The sequence below is a fragment of the Nocardia sp. 348MFTsu5.1 genome (genome assembly GCF_000383535.1).
Lineage (GTDB): Bacteria > Actinomycetota > Actinomycetes > Mycobacteriales > Mycobacteriaceae > Williamsia > Williamsia faeni.
Window position 1 is genome coordinate 45,007 of the sequence record NZ_KB911523.1, and the last position, 17,837, is coordinate 62,843.

Annotated in this window: 16 protein-coding genes; 10 read left to right on the top strand and 6 right to left on the bottom strand. The window is 61.4% G+C overall.

Features of this window, described 5'->3' with window-relative positions:
- Positions 1–26 precede the first annotated feature (26 nt).
- Positions 27–902: an alpha/beta fold hydrolase gene (locus H290_RS0122950; protein ID WP_020109188.1), complete on the bottom strand. Its 876-nt coding sequence runs from the start codon at positions 900–902 to the stop codon at positions 27–29.
- Positions 903–1,100: 198 nt separating this feature from the next.
- Between H290_RS0122950 and H290_RS0122955 the strand changes: the two genes are divergently transcribed.
- A complete protein-coding gene (locus tag H290_RS0122955; RefSeq protein ID WP_028463579.1) occupies positions 1,101–1,604 on the top strand; it encodes a flavin reductase family protein in 504 nt (167 codons plus the stop codon).
- A gap of 28 nt (positions 1,605–1,632) precedes the next feature.
- Here H290_RS0122955 and H290_RS0122960 read toward each other — a convergent pair whose 3' ends face one another.
- A complete protein-coding gene (locus H290_RS0122960) occupies positions 1,633–2,526 on the bottom strand; it encodes an IclR family transcriptional regulator (RefSeq protein WP_028463580.1) in 894 nt (297 codons plus the stop codon).
- A gap of 162 nt (positions 2,527–2,688) precedes the next feature.
- On the opposite strand from H290_RS0122960, the gene H290_RS0122965 reads away from it, so the two are divergent.
- The 4 genes from H290_RS0122965 (at position 2,689) to H290_RS0122980 (ending at position 5,942) form a co-directional block, all read left to right on the top strand.
- Positions 2,689–3,177 (top strand): nuclear transport factor 2 family protein, encoded by a 489-nt coding sequence (locus tag H290_RS0122965; RefSeq protein ID WP_020109191.1) that lies wholly within the window; start codon positions 2,689–2,691, stop codon positions 3,175–3,177.
- Between the two features lie 147 nt (positions 3,178–3,324).
- On the top strand, positions 3,325–4,257 hold the full coding sequence (locus H290_RS0122970; RefSeq protein ID WP_020109192.1) for a 3-oxoacyl-ACP reductase: 933 nt from the start codon (positions 3,325–3,327) through the stop codon (positions 4,255–4,257).
- 13 nt (positions 4,258–4,270) lie between these two features.
- Entirely contained in the window at positions 4,271–4,795 is a 525-nt protein-coding gene (locus H290_RS0122975) for a nuclear transport factor 2 family protein (protein WP_020109193.1), read from the top strand.
- Between the two features lie 4 nt (positions 4,796–4,799).
- Positions 4,800–5,942, top strand: coding sequence for an NADH:flavin oxidoreductase (locus tag H290_RS0122980; RefSeq protein WP_020109194.1), 1,143 nt, complete (start codon positions 4,800–4,802; stop codon positions 5,940–5,942).
- Between the two features lie 200 nt (positions 5,943–6,142).
- Here the strand turns inward: H290_RS0122980 and H290_RS0122985 are convergent, their stop codons facing one another.
- Positions 6,143–7,006 carry an alpha/beta fold hydrolase gene (locus H290_RS0122985; protein WP_020109195.1) on the bottom strand — a complete coding sequence of 288 codons (864 nt, stop codon included), beginning with the start codon at positions 7,004–7,006 and terminating at the stop codon, positions 6,143–6,145.
- Positions 7,007–7,469: 463 nt separating this feature from the next.
- Here H290_RS0122985 and H290_RS0122990 point away from each other — a divergent pair, with 463 nt between their 5' ends.
- Both H290_RS0122990 and H290_RS30910 read left to right on the top strand, forming a co-directional pair.
- Positions 7,470–7,913, top strand: a complete 444-nt coding sequence (locus H290_RS0122990; protein ID WP_028463581.1) for a hypothetical protein — start codon at positions 7,470–7,472, stop codon at positions 7,911–7,913.
- 1,196 nt (positions 7,914–9,109) lie between these two features.
- A complete protein-coding gene (locus H290_RS30910; protein ID WP_081631691.1) occupies positions 9,110–9,412 on the top strand; it encodes a DUF1918 domain-containing protein in 303 nt (100 codons plus the stop codon).
- Positions 9,413–9,581: 169 nt separating this feature from the next.
- Here H290_RS30910 and H290_RS29525 read toward each other — a convergent pair whose 3' ends face one another.
- Positions 9,582–11,132, bottom strand: a complete 1,551-nt coding sequence (locus H290_RS29525; protein WP_020109199.1) for an HNH endonuclease signature motif containing protein — start codon at positions 11,130–11,132, stop codon at positions 9,582–9,584.
- 292 nt (positions 11,133–11,424) lie between these two features.
- Between H290_RS29525 and H290_RS0123010 the strand changes: the two genes are divergently transcribed.
- Positions 11,425–13,431 carry an NAD(P)/FAD-dependent oxidoreductase gene (locus H290_RS0123010; protein ID WP_020109200.1) on the top strand — a complete coding sequence of 669 codons (2,007 nt, stop codon included), beginning with the start codon at positions 11,425–11,427 and terminating at the stop codon, positions 13,429–13,431.
- 190 nt (positions 13,432–13,621) lie between these two features.
- On the opposite strand, the gene H290_RS0123015 is transcribed toward H290_RS0123010, so the two are convergent.
- A complete protein-coding gene (locus H290_RS0123015) occupies positions 13,622–13,993 on the bottom strand; it encodes a nuclear transport factor 2 family protein (protein WP_020109201.1) in 372 nt (123 codons plus the stop codon).
- Between the two features lie 941 nt (positions 13,994–14,934).
- On the opposite strand from H290_RS0123015, the gene H290_RS0123025 reads away from it, so the two are divergent.
- A complete protein-coding gene (locus H290_RS0123025) occupies positions 14,935–15,792 on the top strand; it encodes a MaoC/PaaZ C-terminal domain-containing protein (protein WP_020109203.1) in 858 nt (285 codons plus the stop codon).
- A gap of 17 nt (positions 15,793–15,809) precedes the next feature.
- Here H290_RS0123025 and H290_RS0123030 read toward each other — a convergent pair whose 3' ends face one another.
- Positions 15,810–16,688, bottom strand: coding sequence for a TIGR03619 family F420-dependent LLM class oxidoreductase (locus tag H290_RS0123030; protein WP_028463582.1), 879 nt, complete (start codon positions 16,686–16,688; stop codon positions 15,810–15,812).
- A 308-nt stretch (positions 16,689–16,996) separates the two neighbouring features.
- On the opposite strand from H290_RS0123030, the gene H290_RS0123035 reads away from it, so the two are divergent.
- Positions 16,997–17,797 carry an enoyl-CoA hydratase/isomerase family protein gene (locus H290_RS0123035; protein ID WP_020109205.1) on the top strand — a complete coding sequence of 267 codons (801 nt, stop codon included), beginning with the start codon at positions 16,997–16,999 and terminating at the stop codon, positions 17,795–17,797.
- Positions 17,798–17,837: the final 40 nt, after the last annotated feature.

The window sequence follows — 17,837 nt, forward strand, 5'->3', positions numbered from 1 at the left end:
CCGGTTGTCCGTCATCCGGTTGTCCGTCATCGTTGGGTCCTGTCTGTACGGGTGAGAAATGCCAGCACTGCACAGAGCCAGGCCTCACGGGCCTCGATCATCGTCCAGTGCCCGCACTTGGGGAATACGTGAAGTTCTGCGTTCGGAATGTCGCGCATCGGCAGCACCGCCATGTCGACCGGGCTGACCCGATCGTCCCGACCCCAGGTGAGCAATGTCGGCGCGGTGATCTTGCCCAGCCGGGCCCAGTACGGCGGCACGTCGGATGCGGCAGCGGCAGCCATGCTCGCTGCAAATGCCTTACTGCTGTACATCCGTCGAGCGATTTCGAGTGTGGTCGGTTCGGTTGCGAGAGCCCAGCGTTCTTCGATCAGCTCCGGTGTCACCAGGGCCTGGTCATGGACCATTGACAGCAGCCACCGGATCAGACGCTCTCGTGTGGGGTCGTCGGTGAACTCCATCAGAAGTTTGATGCCCTCGCTGGGGCCCGATGAGAAAATGCTCTTTCCCATTCCGCCGATCGTGACGAGTTTGCCGACGCGCTCGGGTTCATCGATCGCGACCTTGGTGGCGATGATGCCACCCATCGAGTTGCCGATCATGTCGACCGCACCGAGCCCGAGACCATCGAGAAAGTGACCAACTGCCGACTGCGCCATCACCATCGGATGTCCCTCGGCCGGGTCACTGACACCGAAGCCCGGGAATTCGAGTACCAGGCAACGGAAATGCGCAGCGAGATCGGCGAGCACACCGCGGTAGTTGCGCCATCCCGTGACACCCGGACCAGATCCGTGGAGCAGCAACAGCGGAGGACCTTCTCCGGCCTCGTGATACCGCAGTACCCCGAGACTCGTCTCCAATTCCCTTTGGGTGCGCTCGTAGCTCACGTCTGTGGTCATGCGGGAGAGGTTGCCAGCACGTAACGCCGCTCACAGCGATCGTCCCGTTGAGCGAGATCGAGAGTGCCTGCGAACTGACCGATATCGACATCTTCCACTCAGCGAGACCACCTCGGGGCGTGCTGCGGCCTCGCCATACGCTCGCAGCGTCATTGGAGTCGAATCCTTGACCACAGAACGGAATCGGAGGTGGATCTGATGTCGATCGAAACGATGTCACAGGCCGAGATGCGCAGAGCTATGGGCCAGTTCGCAAGTGGTGTGACCGTGGTGACGGGCATGGACGACGCGGGACCGATCGGATTCGCGTGCCAGTCGTTCGCATCGGTGTCGCTCGAACCGCCGCTGATCCTCTTCTGCGCCGACCATCGTGGTCGGTCCTGGCCACGAATCCGCGGCACCGGGAGGTTCAGTATCAATGTGTTGCACGAGGATCAGACCGACTTGTGCGCACGATTCGGGGGAAGCGCCGGCCTCAAGTTCGACGGACTCGAGTGGGACATGTCCAAGTGGACGACACCATCTCTGCCCGACGTGCTGATGCGGGTGCACGCCGAGGTCCACGATGTGCACCCCGCCGGCGATCACGACGTGGTGATCGGCCGGGTCCTCGAACTCGAGTCGGTGACCGAAGAGCGTCCCCTGATCTTCTTCCGGGGCAAGTTCGGAATCGAGGCGCCCTCGACACCGCTCCGTACATAGCTCTCGCCGGCTCCGAGACCCTGGGGCATTACACCCATTGCCCCGACTCGACGGCCAACAGCCGGTCGAGCGCCTCGGAGGACCAGGTCTTCTCCGGCACGGCCACGGTTTTGCGACTTCGCCGCGGGGTCTCGGCTTCTGGGTAAAGCGTCCTCGTCGCTTCCCGGGCAGCGTGAACGACCAGTGGCGCAACCCTTTTGAGCTGTGAGGTACGAGAATCACCGCACAGCGAGATTGCGGCAACGGGACCGTCGAAACTGCGGACCGCGACTCCGACACAAGAGACGTCCCGCACCGACTCTCCGTGTTCGAGCGCGAGCCCATTGCGCTGGCGAATGCGATTGAGTTCCTGATGCAACGTCGGCAGATCGGTGATGGTGGACTCGGTGACCTGATTCAAGCGGTGCGGGTAGAGCGAATCGACCTTCTCCGGATCCATCCAGGCCAGCATCGCTTTGCCACCGGCGGTGGAGTAGGCCGGAGCACGGCCACCGACCCGTGAGGGCAGCCGCGAGGCAAAACGTCCACCGACCTTGTCCAGGTAGACACTCTCGCTCCCGTCGAGCACAGACAGGTGCACCACCATTCCGGTTTGCATGTGCAGCTCGTGCAGCAGAGGTGCAGTCGCTTCCCGAATCTGGGCGTGACCACCGTCGCCACCGCCGAGTCCGATCGCCCGCCGTCCCAGGCCGTAGCCGAACGAGGCGTGTTCCGCCCAGTTCAAACGAACCAGCTGATCCAGGATGCGGTGGACCGTGGAACGCGGCAGCTGCGTACGACCGGCGACCTCCTCGAGTGTCAGTCGAGTCTTCGGGCCGTCAAACGCGTCAAGGATGAGCGTCATGCGCTCCACCATCGACGGCGGCAGGTCTCGCCGCGAAGCTCCCACCGGAGCTGTGGAACCAGAATCAACGACAGTCATGGAGCCTCCAAACAACCTGGTCACGCTCGCGCCCAGGAACAAAACTGAAATGAATTCCTATTATGGTAGCACCGGTCCCGCTGAGCGGGAAGAGGGCACACAACCTCCACGGGACGAAGTCCCCTGGATTCAGCTGTTCACTCACGAGAAGGATGTGACGACATGAACGACCTGACACCCGACACAGAAGCCCTGGTCCAATCCCTGGCCCAACGGGTCGCTTTGCTGGAGGACAAACTCGCCATCACAGAACTGATGACCGCCTACGGGCCCGCCATCGACAGCGGATCCGCCGAGGCCGTCGCCCGCCTGTGGACCGAGGACGGCGTCTACGACGTCGACACCGGCGTCATGCGTGGGCACGCCGAGATCACGGCAATGGTCCGATCACAGGCCCACCAGTCCTGGATCGAGGGTGGTTGTGGACACGTCCTGGAACCGGGGCACACGCGTGTCGACGGCACTACAGCGGTCTCGACGTGCAAGTCACAGTTGATCATTCGGGACGGCGACTCGTTCAAGGTCCACCGGGTCACGGCAACCCGATGGAACCTGGAAAAAATCGACGGCCAGTGGAAGGTGACAGTGCGGACCAGTCGCGTTCTCGACGGTCGCGCCGAGGCCCGCGATCTCCTGGCCGCGGGCCTCTGAGGATCTGATCCTCCGCACAGGTGCCGACCCGAAGTGGCGGATGCCATCGATCCCGCTGAGCAAGACTCCATGCGCCCAAACCTCCTCCAGAGCAGAAACTAGAATCAATACCAGTTTTTACGGAAGTAATCCGAAGAGGAGTTCAACATGGTGGAAACACTCGACCTGTCCGGCCGCACCGCGGTCGTCACCGGAGCGGGCGCTGGTCTCGGGCGTGCAGAAGCTCTCGCGCTCGCCGAGGCCGGTGCCGCTGTTGTCGTCAATGACATGGGCGAGAACGCACACGTCGTGGCAGAAGAGATCACGGCCGCCGGAGGCCGCGCAGTCGCACTGACCGGGGATGTCTCCGACTGGTCGCTCGGTGAGCGTCTCGTGGACCAGGCGGTCACCGCGTTCGGATCGTTCGACATCCTGGTCAACAACGCCGGCATCGTCCGCGACAAGATGATCTTCAATTTGTCCGAATCCGACTGGGACGACGTGATCCGCGTGCACCTCAAAGGACACGCCGCCACCTCGCGTGCGGCGGCCGTCCACTGGCGTGCGGCCGGCAAGGCTGCCGGTGGCCCGGTGTTCGGACGTGTCATCAACACCTCGTCGGAGGCATTCCTGTTCGGTGCGGCCGGTCAACCCAACTACTCGGCCGCCAAGGCCGGCATCACCGCGCTGACACTTTCCACGGCACAAGGGCTGTCCCGCTACGGAATCCGCGCCAATGCCATCTGCCCGCGGGCACGTACCGCGATGACCGCTGATGCCTTCGGTGAAAACACCGGCACCGCCGAGCTCGATCCACTTGCCCCCGAACGCGTCGCTACGCTGGTCCGGTACCTCGCGTCTCCGGCATCCGACGAGATCAACGGACAGGTGTTCGTCGTGTACGGCAAGATGGTCGCCTTGATGGCAGCTCCCAAGGTGGAGAACCGTTTCGACGCGGCGGGGTCGGCGTTCTCCGTGGAAGAACTCGATGATCAACTCACGCCGTACTTTTCCGGCCGAGGACAATACGAGACGTATGCCGCCTACGACGTCGCCGCGCTGGAGAAGGCTGCATTGGCGACCGAGCCGGCGAGCGTCTGAGGTCGAGACCGCCATGTCGCAGGCTCCTCCCCCACACTCACTGTCGGCCGCCGACGCTGTTCTGGCCATCGAGGAGATCAAGCGCGTCTTCGCGGCGCGGCTCCGCTGTATGGACACGAAACAGTGGCACGAGTACGCCCCGCTCCACACCGACGACGTGGTGAGCGAAACATGGGGTGGACTACCCGAAGACAAGCAACCCCGGACGGGCGACACCGCGAACCGGGTCGTCGGTAAGGAGAAGCTGGCCGAGACGATCCGGGCACTCCTCGACGGACCCGTCTGCGTCACGACTGCCCATCACGGGCACACCCCGGAGATCGAACTGACCTCCGACACCACCGCGCGGGGCATCTGGGCGATGGAAGACATGCTGTGGTGGCGAGACGGTGATGCGGAACTTCACCTTCACGGGTACGGGCATTATCACGAGGAATACCGCAAGGAAGACGGACGCTGGCTGATCAGCTATCGCAAACTCACCCGATTGAGGGTCGATTCATCACCCGGATTCTTCCGTTTCATGAAAGCACTGTGAATACATGAACGACCATCACTCCGCGATCTTCGAGCCGCTGACAATCCGTTCCCTCGAACTCGCGAACCGGATCGTGATGTCGCCGATGACCCGATCATCTTCGCCCGCAGGGATTCCCGGGCCGGACGTCGCCCGGTACTACACCCGCCGGGCACAAGGTGGCACCGGGCTGGTCGTGACCGAGGGCGTTGCCATCGATCACCCGTCCGCCGTGGACAACGCCCGTGTGCCGCGTCTGTACGGCGACGATGCCCTGGCCGGTTGGCGCGCCGTGGTCGACGAGGTGCACGCTGCCGGTGGCAAGATCATCCCGCAGCTCTGGCACGTCGGACCGCTCTGGGGCGCCATGGGCAACGTGGACCCCGCGATCAAGCCGATGCGTCCCTCCGGACTATGGGGCCCAGTCGGTACGACGTCCTACTCGAACGAATACATCACGCGCGCAACGCAGGCGACCGCGTCGATGACCGAAGAAGACATCGCTGATGTTATCGCCGCCTATGTTCAAGCTGCGCGCCACGCCGTCGCGGCCGGCTTCGACGGAATCGCGCTGCATGGCGGCCATGGCTACCTACTCGACTCGTTCGTGTGGCATGGCACCAACACCCGCGAAGACGCATGGGGCGGAGACCTGTTGGCCCGCACCCGCTTCCCCGTCGAGGTCGTCACAGCGATCCGGGCGGCCATCGGCGACGATCTTCCGATCTTCTACCGGTTCTCGCAGCACAAGCAGCAGGATTACACAGCACGTATCGCCGAGACCCCGGACGAACTCGGCATTGTCCTCGGGGCGCTCGCCAATGCTGGTGTCGACGTGTTCGACGCCAGCAACCGCCGTTTCGATTCACCCGCCTTCGACGGCAGTGATCTGTCGCTTGCGGGTTGGGCCAAAAGGCTCACAGGTGCCCACTCGATGGCTGTCGGCAGCGTGGGACTCGGAAAATCACTGCGCGACAGTCGTATAGACGGTGCCGCCCCGGTGGTCGACAACATCGGCGACGTGGAAGAGCGGATCATCTCCGGCGAGTTCGACCTCATCGCCATCGGACGACTGCACCTCGCGGACTCCGCGCTGGCGACCACTCTGCGCTCGGGTGCGGCGCTGACACCGTTCAATCGTTCAGTGCACGAAGCCAGTCTGCGCTGACCAAAGCTTCGCGCCGATCCCGTGTCAACTCCCCGGGATCGGCGCGATCCCCAATGAATTGATCGGTTCGCCGCTGCTGCGGTACGTGCCCGGCATCCGGTCTCCCCTACCGGGAATCGAGACCACCTACAACGGACGTCGAAAGCACGCCGTAACGGCAACCGGCCGGCAGTAGAAGGGATTGCGCTCAAGCCGAGGGGTCAGAGTCCGAGCATCGCGGTGGCGACCTGGTCGGCCGCGGCGTGCCGCAGGGCGGTACCCATGTCATCGAGGACGAGCAGTCGCGCCGCAGGGATCTCGGCGGCGAGGGCCTCGCCGTTGCCGACCGGGAAGAACGGGTCGGCGCGACCGTGCACCACAAGCGTGGGCACGTCGAGCTCACCGAGCCGCTCCCGCCATCGCGGGGCGCAATCGATCCGGGAGAACACCATCCCGAGCTGGTTCGCCTGGTGCACCGCGGGATCGCTCGACGGTGTCCGGTCCCAGATTCGGGCCGCCGTCGCCCGCACCTCCTCCGGATCGTCGCCCAGCAGCTCGGCACCCTCAGCGGCGAACGCCGCGACGGCATCCCGGTCGGACCAGTCCGGCATCGGGTGGGCGAACAGCGCGCCCATGACCGCTGAATCGTGGTCCGGCAGATCCTCGTCCACCGGGCCCGGCGCCACCGGCCGGGTGCCGACCAGTGTCAATGCCGAGAACACCTCCGGGTGGTCCAGGGCGGCAACCTGAGCGACCATCCCACCGACGCCGACCCCACCGAGATGGGCGGTCCCGGCGCCGAGCGCCCCGACCAGCGCGGCCGCGTCGGCAACGAGATCCCGCAGGTCGTACGCCGGATTCTCCGGGTCGCAGGTCGTCGATGCACCGGAGTCCCGCAGGTCGTAACGGACAACGCGTCGCCCGCCCGACGCGAGCCGCTCGCACACCGCGTCGGGCCACGAGAACATCGTTGTGCCGCCGGCCAGAAGGATCAGCGGATCGTCCTCGCGGCCAAAGCTCTCGATGCCGAGATCCACACCGTTCGCCCGAACCGAGGCCGCGGCTGATTCAATCCGTCCCGTCATGCCCTGGACTCCTGTCTGTCGGTCTTCATCCAGAGGTATGGACGACCGATTCACCTGAAAGTCATCGGTACCGCCGACGGGTGATTCGCGCCCATCGCGTGTCAGGCCGAAACACGGATCAAGAAACAGTCCCCGCCAGAGCCGGAATTTTCGCGAAAGAGTTTACTTTAATGCGACCGCTTGTAGGTATGTAGCTCTTCCAGCAAGAGCATTCATTAATTTCTAATTGTTTATTGCTCGGGTGCGACGCACTTTTTTCTACGACGTGACCGGTCCACCCTCAAAGGAAAGGTCAGCCCACCGGACGGATCCACCAACACAGGGTCGATGCGGTCCATGCAGATAAATGGGCTGGTCAGAGCAGATTCAGGGTGCACGTCGCCGTCGTTTCCGGACGGACTGGCTTTTATTTATTTTTGGGCTAGAGTCCATGGGACCAAGTAAATATAAAGGAGTGAGTTCCGTGCGAGCGGTTCTGATGGAAAGTCGTTTTCGGGTATGCGCGTCACCGGAGCGGTTTCAACGCTTTTTCAAGCACACCGCATATGTTGTGGGGCATTTATTCCCTGACCATGTGCAGCGATCATGCATTATCGAGCATTGCGTCTCAACCTTGCTGGCCCGCCAATGGACCGAGCGCAACGATGCAAGTTCGTTGCCCGCCCCCGTCACCTGGGAACTGAGCTATGGCTTTCGGGATCCGACCGGGTGGTTGACCGACGCACGGTTACAGAGATTGTCCAGGGACGTTCTGACCGACCTGGACTCACCGCCAGAGGTTTCCAAAGACGTCGAGTCGGTGCCGTGGATGGTGACCTTGACCACCGACACCGACCAGGACTCGCGCGCCGGCTTGGAGAAGCGCTACCCGGCTCTGCATCTTGCACCCCTGATGCCGTCTTTCTGAGCGTTTGAGCTCAGGGACGCAGATACCTCCCCTGCCACGAAGGCCCAGCGACGTTGAGATGTGCCTGATCGCAATGTCCGAAGAACACGGAACCGACTGCATCGCAGTCGATCCGCACCTCCAGTCCCGAATGAGTTGAGAATATGCACACCGCTATGTTGACCCGAGCCAAAACCCATGCCGACCACCTGACCTCGACGAGACCGACTCAGGCCGAGCGTTCCGTAATCGTGATCGGCAGGCCGACCGACCTGCGTTTCGAAATCACACGCGAACTGGCCCAGAACAATGTGTCGCCGACAGTCCTCGACCACCGAGCATCGACCACGACCACGACCACCGACAGTATTCGTGGAAGTCCGACCTGCGCAGCGGACAGTCTCAACCCCACGGCGGGCTCGATGATCATCATCACCGCTCACCCACGGTTACCTCGGAACCGTCGAGGCCTCTGCCAATTGCGTGCACGAGCGGTCGAACGAATCGAACAACAGCGCCTCACCGCGCTCGCCGTCAGCGCAGCGTCCACCACATCCACATGCCGGATCCTCGTGCTCTGCGATGTTCGTCAAGCAACGACAACCACAGACGCCGCCCGATGGGCCAAACAACTCGCCGTCGGCATCGGCTACGAAGCCCAAATCAACGGTGCCTCAGTAGATTCGACGTCGTACCTCATCGTCGGAAGAGCCATATCCGTGGCCCGAGCCGCGCAGCTGGCAGCACAATGGCACCACAGACCAGACCGGGCCGGGACAAAGAGATCCCGTAGACACCGCTGACGTGTGTGGGACTATCTTTCAACTGCGTTTCGGCCCGACATCCGGTGGAACTTCACCGTGGCGACGCCGAGGCACCCGACAGCCCGTGTACCAGTACCTCGCGACAACCGAGGCACTGTTGGTGGCCACGGCCATCGCGAGATCGGTCCAGTGCCAAGACCGCGCCGAGTCGGTTGCGTGCGTCCGCCGATAGCTCTCGTCGTAGCTCTTGCGTCGGTTGTCCAGGAGCGAGGACGATCATTGAGTGTGGTGTAAGGCAGCCATGAACGGAAATGAAGTTGCGTCCGCGGATGATTCTGCCGCGGTCGGCCGCCTTCGTGACGTGGGCATTTCACTCCTTGCTCGCAGCCTGGAATCCACCGCTCGGAGACAGACGTCAGGTGATCAGCTACCCGCAGACGAAGGGACGAGAACATGCACGCAAAAGTAGGTGACTGGTTGGTGGTCAAAGGTACGGTGCTCGACACCCCCGATCATTTCGGACAGATTTTAGAAGTCCATTCACCCAACGGTGAACCTCCCTATGTTGTCCACTGGACGCACAGCGATGTCGACGCCGTGGTCGTACCAGGCCCAGACGCGCGCGTCATCACGCCTGAAGAACACGAACACGAAGCACAACGCAGGCAAGACCGAATCAGCGAGATCGAACGCAACATCTCGCAGCACCATCCCCATTCGAGCTCCTCGGCGGCACCGCGTGACAAGGAGACCTGAGGACGTGCTCGACGGGCAGGCATGGGTTGGGCACATCACTGGTTTGAGTGTCATCGCAGCATATTTGGGACAGTAGCCAACTCCGGTCCGGTCACCCGGCAGACCGATCGCACTGACGTCGCCCCACGGCCCGAGCCGCGACGATGCAGAGCGAATCATTTCGCGGCACCTAGTGTGGCGGTGGATCATCGACCTCGGGCGGATCGGGATCGGAGTCGCACTCGCCCGGTGCTTCTCCGCGGAGCTCTCGTTCTCGCGCGGCGGCCGCCTCGCGGCGTTCGGCCAAAAGTGCCGCCCGCGCCCGCGCCAACGCTTCATCGGGATGGTGGACCCGGTTGATCCTGGGCTTGCGTTCAGGGTCGATGTATTCCGGTGGAACCCAAGCGATCTTGCCCGCGTCGGGTCCATCAGGAACAACAAACGTTCGCCATTGACCGGGCCCGTCCCCGACCAACCGGTTGTGCGGCCCACACGCCCACGCCAGACTGTCGATATCGGTCAACCCGCCATCAGCCCAATCCTTTGCCCCATGGTGGGCCTGAGACCACGCCGCAGGTTGATCACAACCCGGGTGAGTACAACCGCGCTGGGCAGCGACCATCGCCATCCGCTGCCACATCGAAGCACCACGGCGCGCCCGCCCGTAATAGAGGACCTCACTGGAACCGTCTTTGAACACCGCCAGATTCGGATCGCAGTCAGCGGCCAGATCGATAAGGTCCTGGACCGGAATGTCCACCCCTGTTGCGGTGTGCGCCACACCCGCTGCGGCCTCGAGGTCAGCCTTGCTCAACGTGATGATCAACTGCGCCGGCAGACCATTGTGGGTGTTACCGAGCTGACCAGAGGAAATCAGATACTTCAGCATCGCCGAGAGGGCATCGTGGTTGCGCTGGTCCTGGCTGCGCGAATCGAGTTGCGCCGCCGCCCGCAGCACCTCGGCATCGATCCCCGGATCATCAGCAGCACCCGACGGCGAATCCGGGTTGCCCGGATCGTTCATACCGGGCGCCGCCCAAATAGCCAGCAACACATCGAACAACGCCAGCGTCGTGGGATCGAGACGACCAGTGATCTTGCCCATCAGATCTTTATCCTGCCGCCCACGGTGCAGGCTGCGTTTGCGGACCCGATCACCCTCGTCGGTCAACGACCCGTCCGGATTGAGATGCGCGATCAGCCGATCACCCAGCGCAGACAGCCGGATCGGGGTGTAGTCGGCAGCAAATCCTGCCATCGTCCGCTCCGCGCTCGCGCGTTCCTCAGCCGCAATATTCGACGGGATCTCGTCGAGAGTGCCCAAGACGGCATGGATGTGGTCGAGATCAATCACCCCCCGCCGCAGCAACTCTGACGTGGCCGGACACACCGGATCGAGAACATCACCAGTCGGAGTGATCCGCGAGACGAGATTGTTCATCGCCGCGATCCGGCGTTTGACAGCACCATCACCCAGGCGCAGTTGACCTTTCAAAAACCCGTACGTCGAGGGATACCCGGCTTTCGCGTACGCCCGGCGGGCATCGATCCCGGCCGCGGCAGTCAGCCCGGCATACGACAACTTCCGTGATCCGACCTCAATCTTCTCCACCAGCCGGGCGCTCTGCTCATCGGACAACACCGACAGATCGGCAGCCAGGAGCCGCTCGATCGCCGCCTCCACCTCGGCGGCCGCACTGACCGCATCCGGAACCGGCGCGGCTGCTGGTGTATCCGACATCGACCCCCCCCGGACCAACTCTTCGAAAGTATGTTCCCAGGATAACGCGGCCCACCGACAAGCTCCCCGACGAACGACGGGACGAAGGCTAGCCCGACCGGCAGCCCCTGCACCCAGTCGCTGACTAGCTACCAGCTCTTCAGATCGACATGGCACCGTCGAGCACTGTCCACTGGGCGGAAGTCTGTCTTCTGCAGCACCAGTAGCTACGGGTGTAATCGGTCCGTCCGACAGCATGGCTGCCAGCTCAGCCACATGGGATCAACGAATCCATCCGACGGGAAAGGCCCCAATGACCGCGTTGTCCAATACCGCCGAAGCCGAGTCGTCCAGCACCAGCATTGAATCTACGAATGGTCTTGCTGCGGCCATCGATCAGGCCGATCCTGGCGCTCTTCTCATGTCGATGGTGCACATCACGGGGGACCTGGCACTACTCGACGAGTTCGAAGAGAAGCTCGGCGTGGCCATGGAGATGCTCAGCACCGATGCCTCACGGACTCACTACGGCGCTGCTAGCGGGGCCGATATACCCCCACCAGGGCAATACCCGAAGAGCGTCATCGCTGATATTCGTGAGCGTGCCAGGTTGGTGCTGACCGAGGACCTCACACCCAAGATGGGGACACCCGATCCTGAGTTGTTCTGCCGAATGGCCTCACTCTGCGCGGCCGGCACGGTAACCGAAGAGTTTGTTCCTTTGCTGCTTGAGCAAGCCGGATTTCACAACGGGCAGCGTGTCGTTCCGGTCACCAAGAAGCCCCCGGCGGATCACGATGTCATCGTGATCGGTGCCGGAATGATCGGCCTCAACGCCGCGATCAAACTTGGTCAGGCCGGATTCAATTACACAGTCTTCGAGTCACGAGATGATATCGGTGGCACCTGGACGCGCAACATCTATCCCGGTGCCGCAGTGGACACTCCGAGCCATTACTACTCGTACTCGTTTGAACTCAACCCCGACTGGTCGATGTACTACCCCACAGGGCCTGAGTACCTGAATTATCTACATGGCGTCGCCGACAAATATGACCTGTACAAAAAAATACGATTGTCCACTCGAGTCGAATCCGCTGAGTGGAGCGATTCCGACCAGAAATGGACTGTGGTCACCCGCGACGGCCGCGGTGGCGTGGAACGCCACACCGCCACATCAGTCATCACCGCCCTCGGAGTGCTCAACTCAGCAAACATCCCAGACATCCCTGGACTGGGCAGTTTCAACGGGCGCGTCGTCCATACGGCCGAATGGGACCCCACCGTTGACCTGGCCGACAAACGCGTTGTGGTTGTCGGAACTGGTTGCACGGCCGTGCAAGTCGTCGCCAATATCGTCGACACCGTTGCTTCCCTTGACGCGGTGGTGCGTAGCCCGCACTGGATCGTTCCCGAGAAAGCAGTAGTTCGCCACGTACCTGAAGGCGAGAAATGGGCGATGCGGCATCTGCCGTTCTTCCAGGAGTGGTTCCGTTTCAAGGCCTACTGGCTCGCCTCTGACAACCTCTGGGTGATGCCGCGGATCGATCCAGAATGGGCGGCCACTCACCTTTCGGCGTCGCCGACCAATGACCTCCTCTTGCAGACTTCCATGCAGTACCTTGAACGTACGTTCGCCGATCGTCCAGACCTCAAGTCCAAACTCACGCCGACGATCAGGCCCTATGCCAAGAGAATCGTCAAAGATCCCGGCTATCTCGAGGCCCTCAAGCGCGACCACGTCACCCTGCACCGAGCCTCACCGGTGGAAGTGCATCCCGACGGCGTGACCCTGGATGACGGCACGTTTGTAAAGGCGGACGTAATACTTCTGGCGACCGGATTCCGGCTGGAGTACGTGTCGTCAATCAACGTTGTCGGCCGTGGCGGCAACAAACTGGCTGACCTGTGGAAAAATGGCGAGGACCCCCGGGCGTACTTAGGGATACAGGTTCCGGGATTTCCGAACCTTTTTGTGACCGCTGGACCAAACGCCGCCCCGAACCACGGTGCTGGACACAATGTTACAAGTGAGGAACATGTCCACTACATCATCGAGTGTCTCCAATATCTCGTAGAAAATGACTACAGCTCGATGGATGTTCGACAGGAAGCCCACGACACATACAATCGTCAAGTTGAAGAATCGCTGGACCAGACTGTGTGGGCGCATCCCGGCGAGGGACCCAATACCGGTTACTACCGCAACAAGGCGGGTCGAGTCATAGTTTCCTGCCCGTGGCGGATAGTCGATTACTGGACAATGCTTCGTGAACCCAAGGCTCAGGATTTCATCTTCAGTAGCAAGCAGCGAAACTGACGGACGCACCACACCCCCGAACCACAGAACGATGTCAGGGGGTGTGGTGGTGCATGCTCGAGATTCATGCCTTCCGACGACACCGCTCTCGATACAGGTCATCAACCTGGCAACTTACCTTTTGGTGTGACCGCTTTCTTCTCGTCAACCGAAAGGCACTGTGCTGGAATTGACTACGCAGTGGCCACAGTCAGTCCACCTGAACGACGTTCTCCTCGGACCAGTAAGCCTTCATGCTCGTGATCTTCAAGTCGGAATCAAACGTCATCACGTCGATCGGGTCGATCACGGTCTGCTGTCCGCCGAAGGTGGTGGTCACCGTGAAGTGAAACACCGCCGTATCCTGCGTCGAACGGACGGTGATCAATTCGGCCTTGATACCGTCGACGGACTCAAGAGCCTTGTAGAAGTCCTCGATCTCGCCAATCCCCGTACGTACGGGACCGCCGGCAGGATCTTCGACAGTCGCGTCAGCCGCGTAGAGCGCAGCTATTTCCGCGCTATCTCTCGAGGCGATTGCCTCCAGGTACCGAACGACACACGAGTTGATTTTGGACGACATGTGGACACCCTTCTTCGAACGACTTGACTGCCAAACCCTATGACTCCCAATGGCCATCGCACAGATCTATCTCCCGCACAACGGGAGAAACCTCCATCCCGGGTCAACGATTTCTGCCGACTCCCGTTGGCCGGGACCGGGTGATGCTTGTGGTTCTCGCCCTCGGCTACGTTGGGCGCAACGATCCTGGAGGGCATAAATGCTTACATACACCCCCGAAGCGCCGAAGTTGAATGCCTCGACAGAACACACGTCGGCACCCGTCGCCTCCTTCGAGGTACCGGGTTTCCTTGACACGAGCCGGGACTTCACGACTCACGCCTTCAGGCTCCAGTCGCTCTTCGAGAAGGATCGATGCTGGCTGGATCTGCGAGATGCGAATTCATCGCCGTCGTCGAAGTGGGAACCGTATGTTCAGCACACCATCGACTTCTGTCGAACTCCACCAGCCGAAGGTGAGATTGTTTACAGCCAGCAGTTCTTCGTGCGGGACCATCAAGTACTGGCCTCCGATTGCAGCTCTGAGGTAGTGGGCGTCTCCGTCATTCGGAACCTCTTCGACCGCGAGGGAGACCTTCTCGGACGGATCGGGATCGACGGCATCGTCAGATCTGACAGCGATTTTCCGGGCGTCTTACCATCGGGAACATCAGCCGCCGCGGCAGCTCTGATGAGCTATATCGCAGAACGTATGGGACCACTGAACCTTCGACGGTTCCGCACCAGGATCAGCGAACCCGTCTCACCATCGGCAACTTTCGAGTTCTCGATGGGACACCTCAGCGAGTACGACATTGCCGATCGCAGGCAACGGGACATCAGAATCGATGGGATCACGCCGAGCGGACGTCAAGTAAGCGCTTGGGCATCCTGCCAGGTCCACCGGTGATCTGCGCCCGGCACACGAAGAGTAATTCATCAGACCTCTAAGGAAAAGGCCAATGACCCAAAACGTCACGTCCGCGCCTGATCGCGACCAACCATCCGCCGGCGATTGGGCTGGAATCGATCTCGGCTCCAGAGCCGTCACTTATCGCGAAAATGACGCGATTCTCTATGCGCTGGCGGTCGGCGCCCGCGTGTCAGAGTTGGCGCTCATCGACGAAAGTCAACTGCGTGTTTTGCCAACATTTGCGCTGACGCTGGGTCAGTGGGCACCGGACGAGCTCGGCAAGCTGGGTGGATTCGACCCCACGATCGCACTGCATGGCGCACAAACACTGACGGTGCTACGCGAACTGCCATCGGCGGGCACTATCGAGATGTCAGCCTCCGTCGCAGCGGTTTGGGACAAAGGCTCGGCCGCAGTGTTCGATATCGCGGTCCGTAGCAACTACTTCACGGCGACCTGGGCACTATTTGTCCCTGGTGCAGGAGGTTTCGGTGGCGAACGCGGGCCGGGACGAGCTGTCGAACCAAACTTCGACGACTCGGAGTTCAGGGTTTCAACCTGGTCGGAGCAGGCCGCGCTCTACCGCCTTTGCGGTGATATGCACCGGATCCACATCGATCCAGTCGCCGCTGAGAAGATCGGACAACCCGGCCCGATCCTGCACGGGCTATGCACTCTGGGGGCATCTGTTCTGGCCATTTCGCGCGAAAACGCGTACGCGCCATGGTCATTGGACCAGGTGTCAGCCAGATTTGCAGGTTCAGTCCTGCCCGGCGACGAGCTGGCGATACGCACCAGTTCACATTTCGACGCCATCCGGTTTGCAGTCTCGACTTCCCGTGGCGCGGTCTTGAACGATGCAGTGGCACACTTTTCGGCTGGGAGCGAACGCTTTGCCGGTGCCTGAGGTCAGGTAATCAGCGATCAGCGGTTGACCTTGCTGATGACCGACTCGGCGAACATTTCGAGGCTGTCAACCTTCTTCTGTAACGATTCGGTGTCGCGGCCACGGATGTAGGGAGAACGGAAACCCACGATCACGTCGGTAATACCCTTTTCTTCCAGCCTCTTACAGCCTTCCGCAGTATAGGCGTCAGGTGATCCAGCGTGAATCTCGAAGGGGTCGTTGAGCTTTCCCTCAGCCTTGCGGATGTCATAGATCTTGTCCAGCAGCGCATCGAGTTCCTCGGGTGGTCCACCACCGTGCATCCAGCCGTCACCGCGGATCACCGCACGTTCGAGCGCCTGGTCGGCGTGACCGCCGACCAACAAGGGAATCGGCTTTGTTGGCGCGGGATTCATCTTGATCTTGGGTATGTCGTAGAAGTCGCCGTGGAACTCGAAATACTCTCCAGTACTCAGGCCACGGACGATGTCCATGCACTCGTCCATCCTCCTGCCCCGACGCTTGAAGTCGACACCAAGAATGTCATAGTCCTCCGGCCATGGACTGGTCCCGACCCCCAAGGCGAAACGATTGCAGGTCAGTACCGCAACCGACATCGCTTGCTTGGCAACCAAAGCCGGAGGACGCACAGGGAGTTTGAGAACAAACGGAATGAACCGGATCTTCTCCGTCACCGCACCGAGCGCCGCCGCCATTACAAAAGTCTCGACGAACGCCTTGTCTTCGAGGAACTCCCGCCCGCCATCGGCGGTGTACGGATAAGTCGAGTCCGACTCTTCGGGGTAGGCGATCGAGTCGGGGATGACGAATCCCTCGTAGCCGGCGGCTTCCGCGGCTTTGGCAAGCGGTGCATAGAAGCTGAGATCTGTCATTGCCTCAGCGAAGGTGAATCTCACTGTGTCCTCCTCGGATTCATTGGATGGTCGCACCGCGGTGGCCATGAGCACAGGGGGGTGCCCACCTGGCGGGAGTCATATTCGTTACAGCTCCACTACGAGAACCAACAAGCAAGCATTTGCTAGTTTCGATCAAGGGACCGCGATGCGTTCACAACTGCTCAACAGCCTGAGGACCTACGACAAGACCTTCGGTGTCTAGACCATGTGCGTCGGTGGCGGACAGGGCATGGCAATGATCCTCGAGCGCCTCACCTGACACCTACCACTACGAGCAGTCGACCCCCTCCTACAAACGAAAGCACCTCATGACAGAGTTCAAGACGATCGAAATCAGTTATCCGCGAACAGGAATCGCGCTCGCGACACTCAACCGCCCACAGCGTCTGAACGCGATCACATTCGAGATGTTCGACGAGTTCATCGCCCTGCAACAACAGATCGATGCCGATCAGGACATCCGAACGCTCGTCGTTACCGGGAGCGGACGAGGATTCTGCGCAGGCCTGGACCTCGACTGCGCAGCCCAGCTCCCCGACATGACCACCACGGAAATGATGCGCGGCCAGCAACAGTGGGGCGTCGCCGTCGCCGGATTTCGTCATATGTCGACGCCTGTCATCGCCGCGGTGAATGGCCCCGCGGCAGGAGCGGGGATGGGACTGGCACTCGCAGCCGACATCCGCATCGCATCTGACACCGCGCGATTCAATGCCGCGTTCGTGAAGGTCGGGCTCTCGGGCGGGGATGTGGGTACGTCGTGGGCATTACCCCGGCTGGTCGGATTGGCACGTGCGACTGAAATATTGTTGACCGGGCGTTTCGTTGCGGCCGACGAGGCGCTACGGATCGGACTGGTCACCGATGTGACGTCCACCGATTCGCTGTTGGACAAAGCCTTTGAGATCGGCGAGATGATCGCATCCAATAGTCCGTTCGGTATGACCTTGACCAAGCAGGTGATACAGCAGAACGTCGATGCACCGTCGCTCGACGCAGCCATAGCCCTCGAAAATCGCAATCAGGTGCTGGCCGCCAGGACAGCAGACATGCGGGAAGCGCTGGCAGCATTCCGCGAGAAGCGGAAACCCGAGTTCGCAGGTAATTGACGGGCGATCGCCGACCCGAACGCACATGGCCCGCGACCAC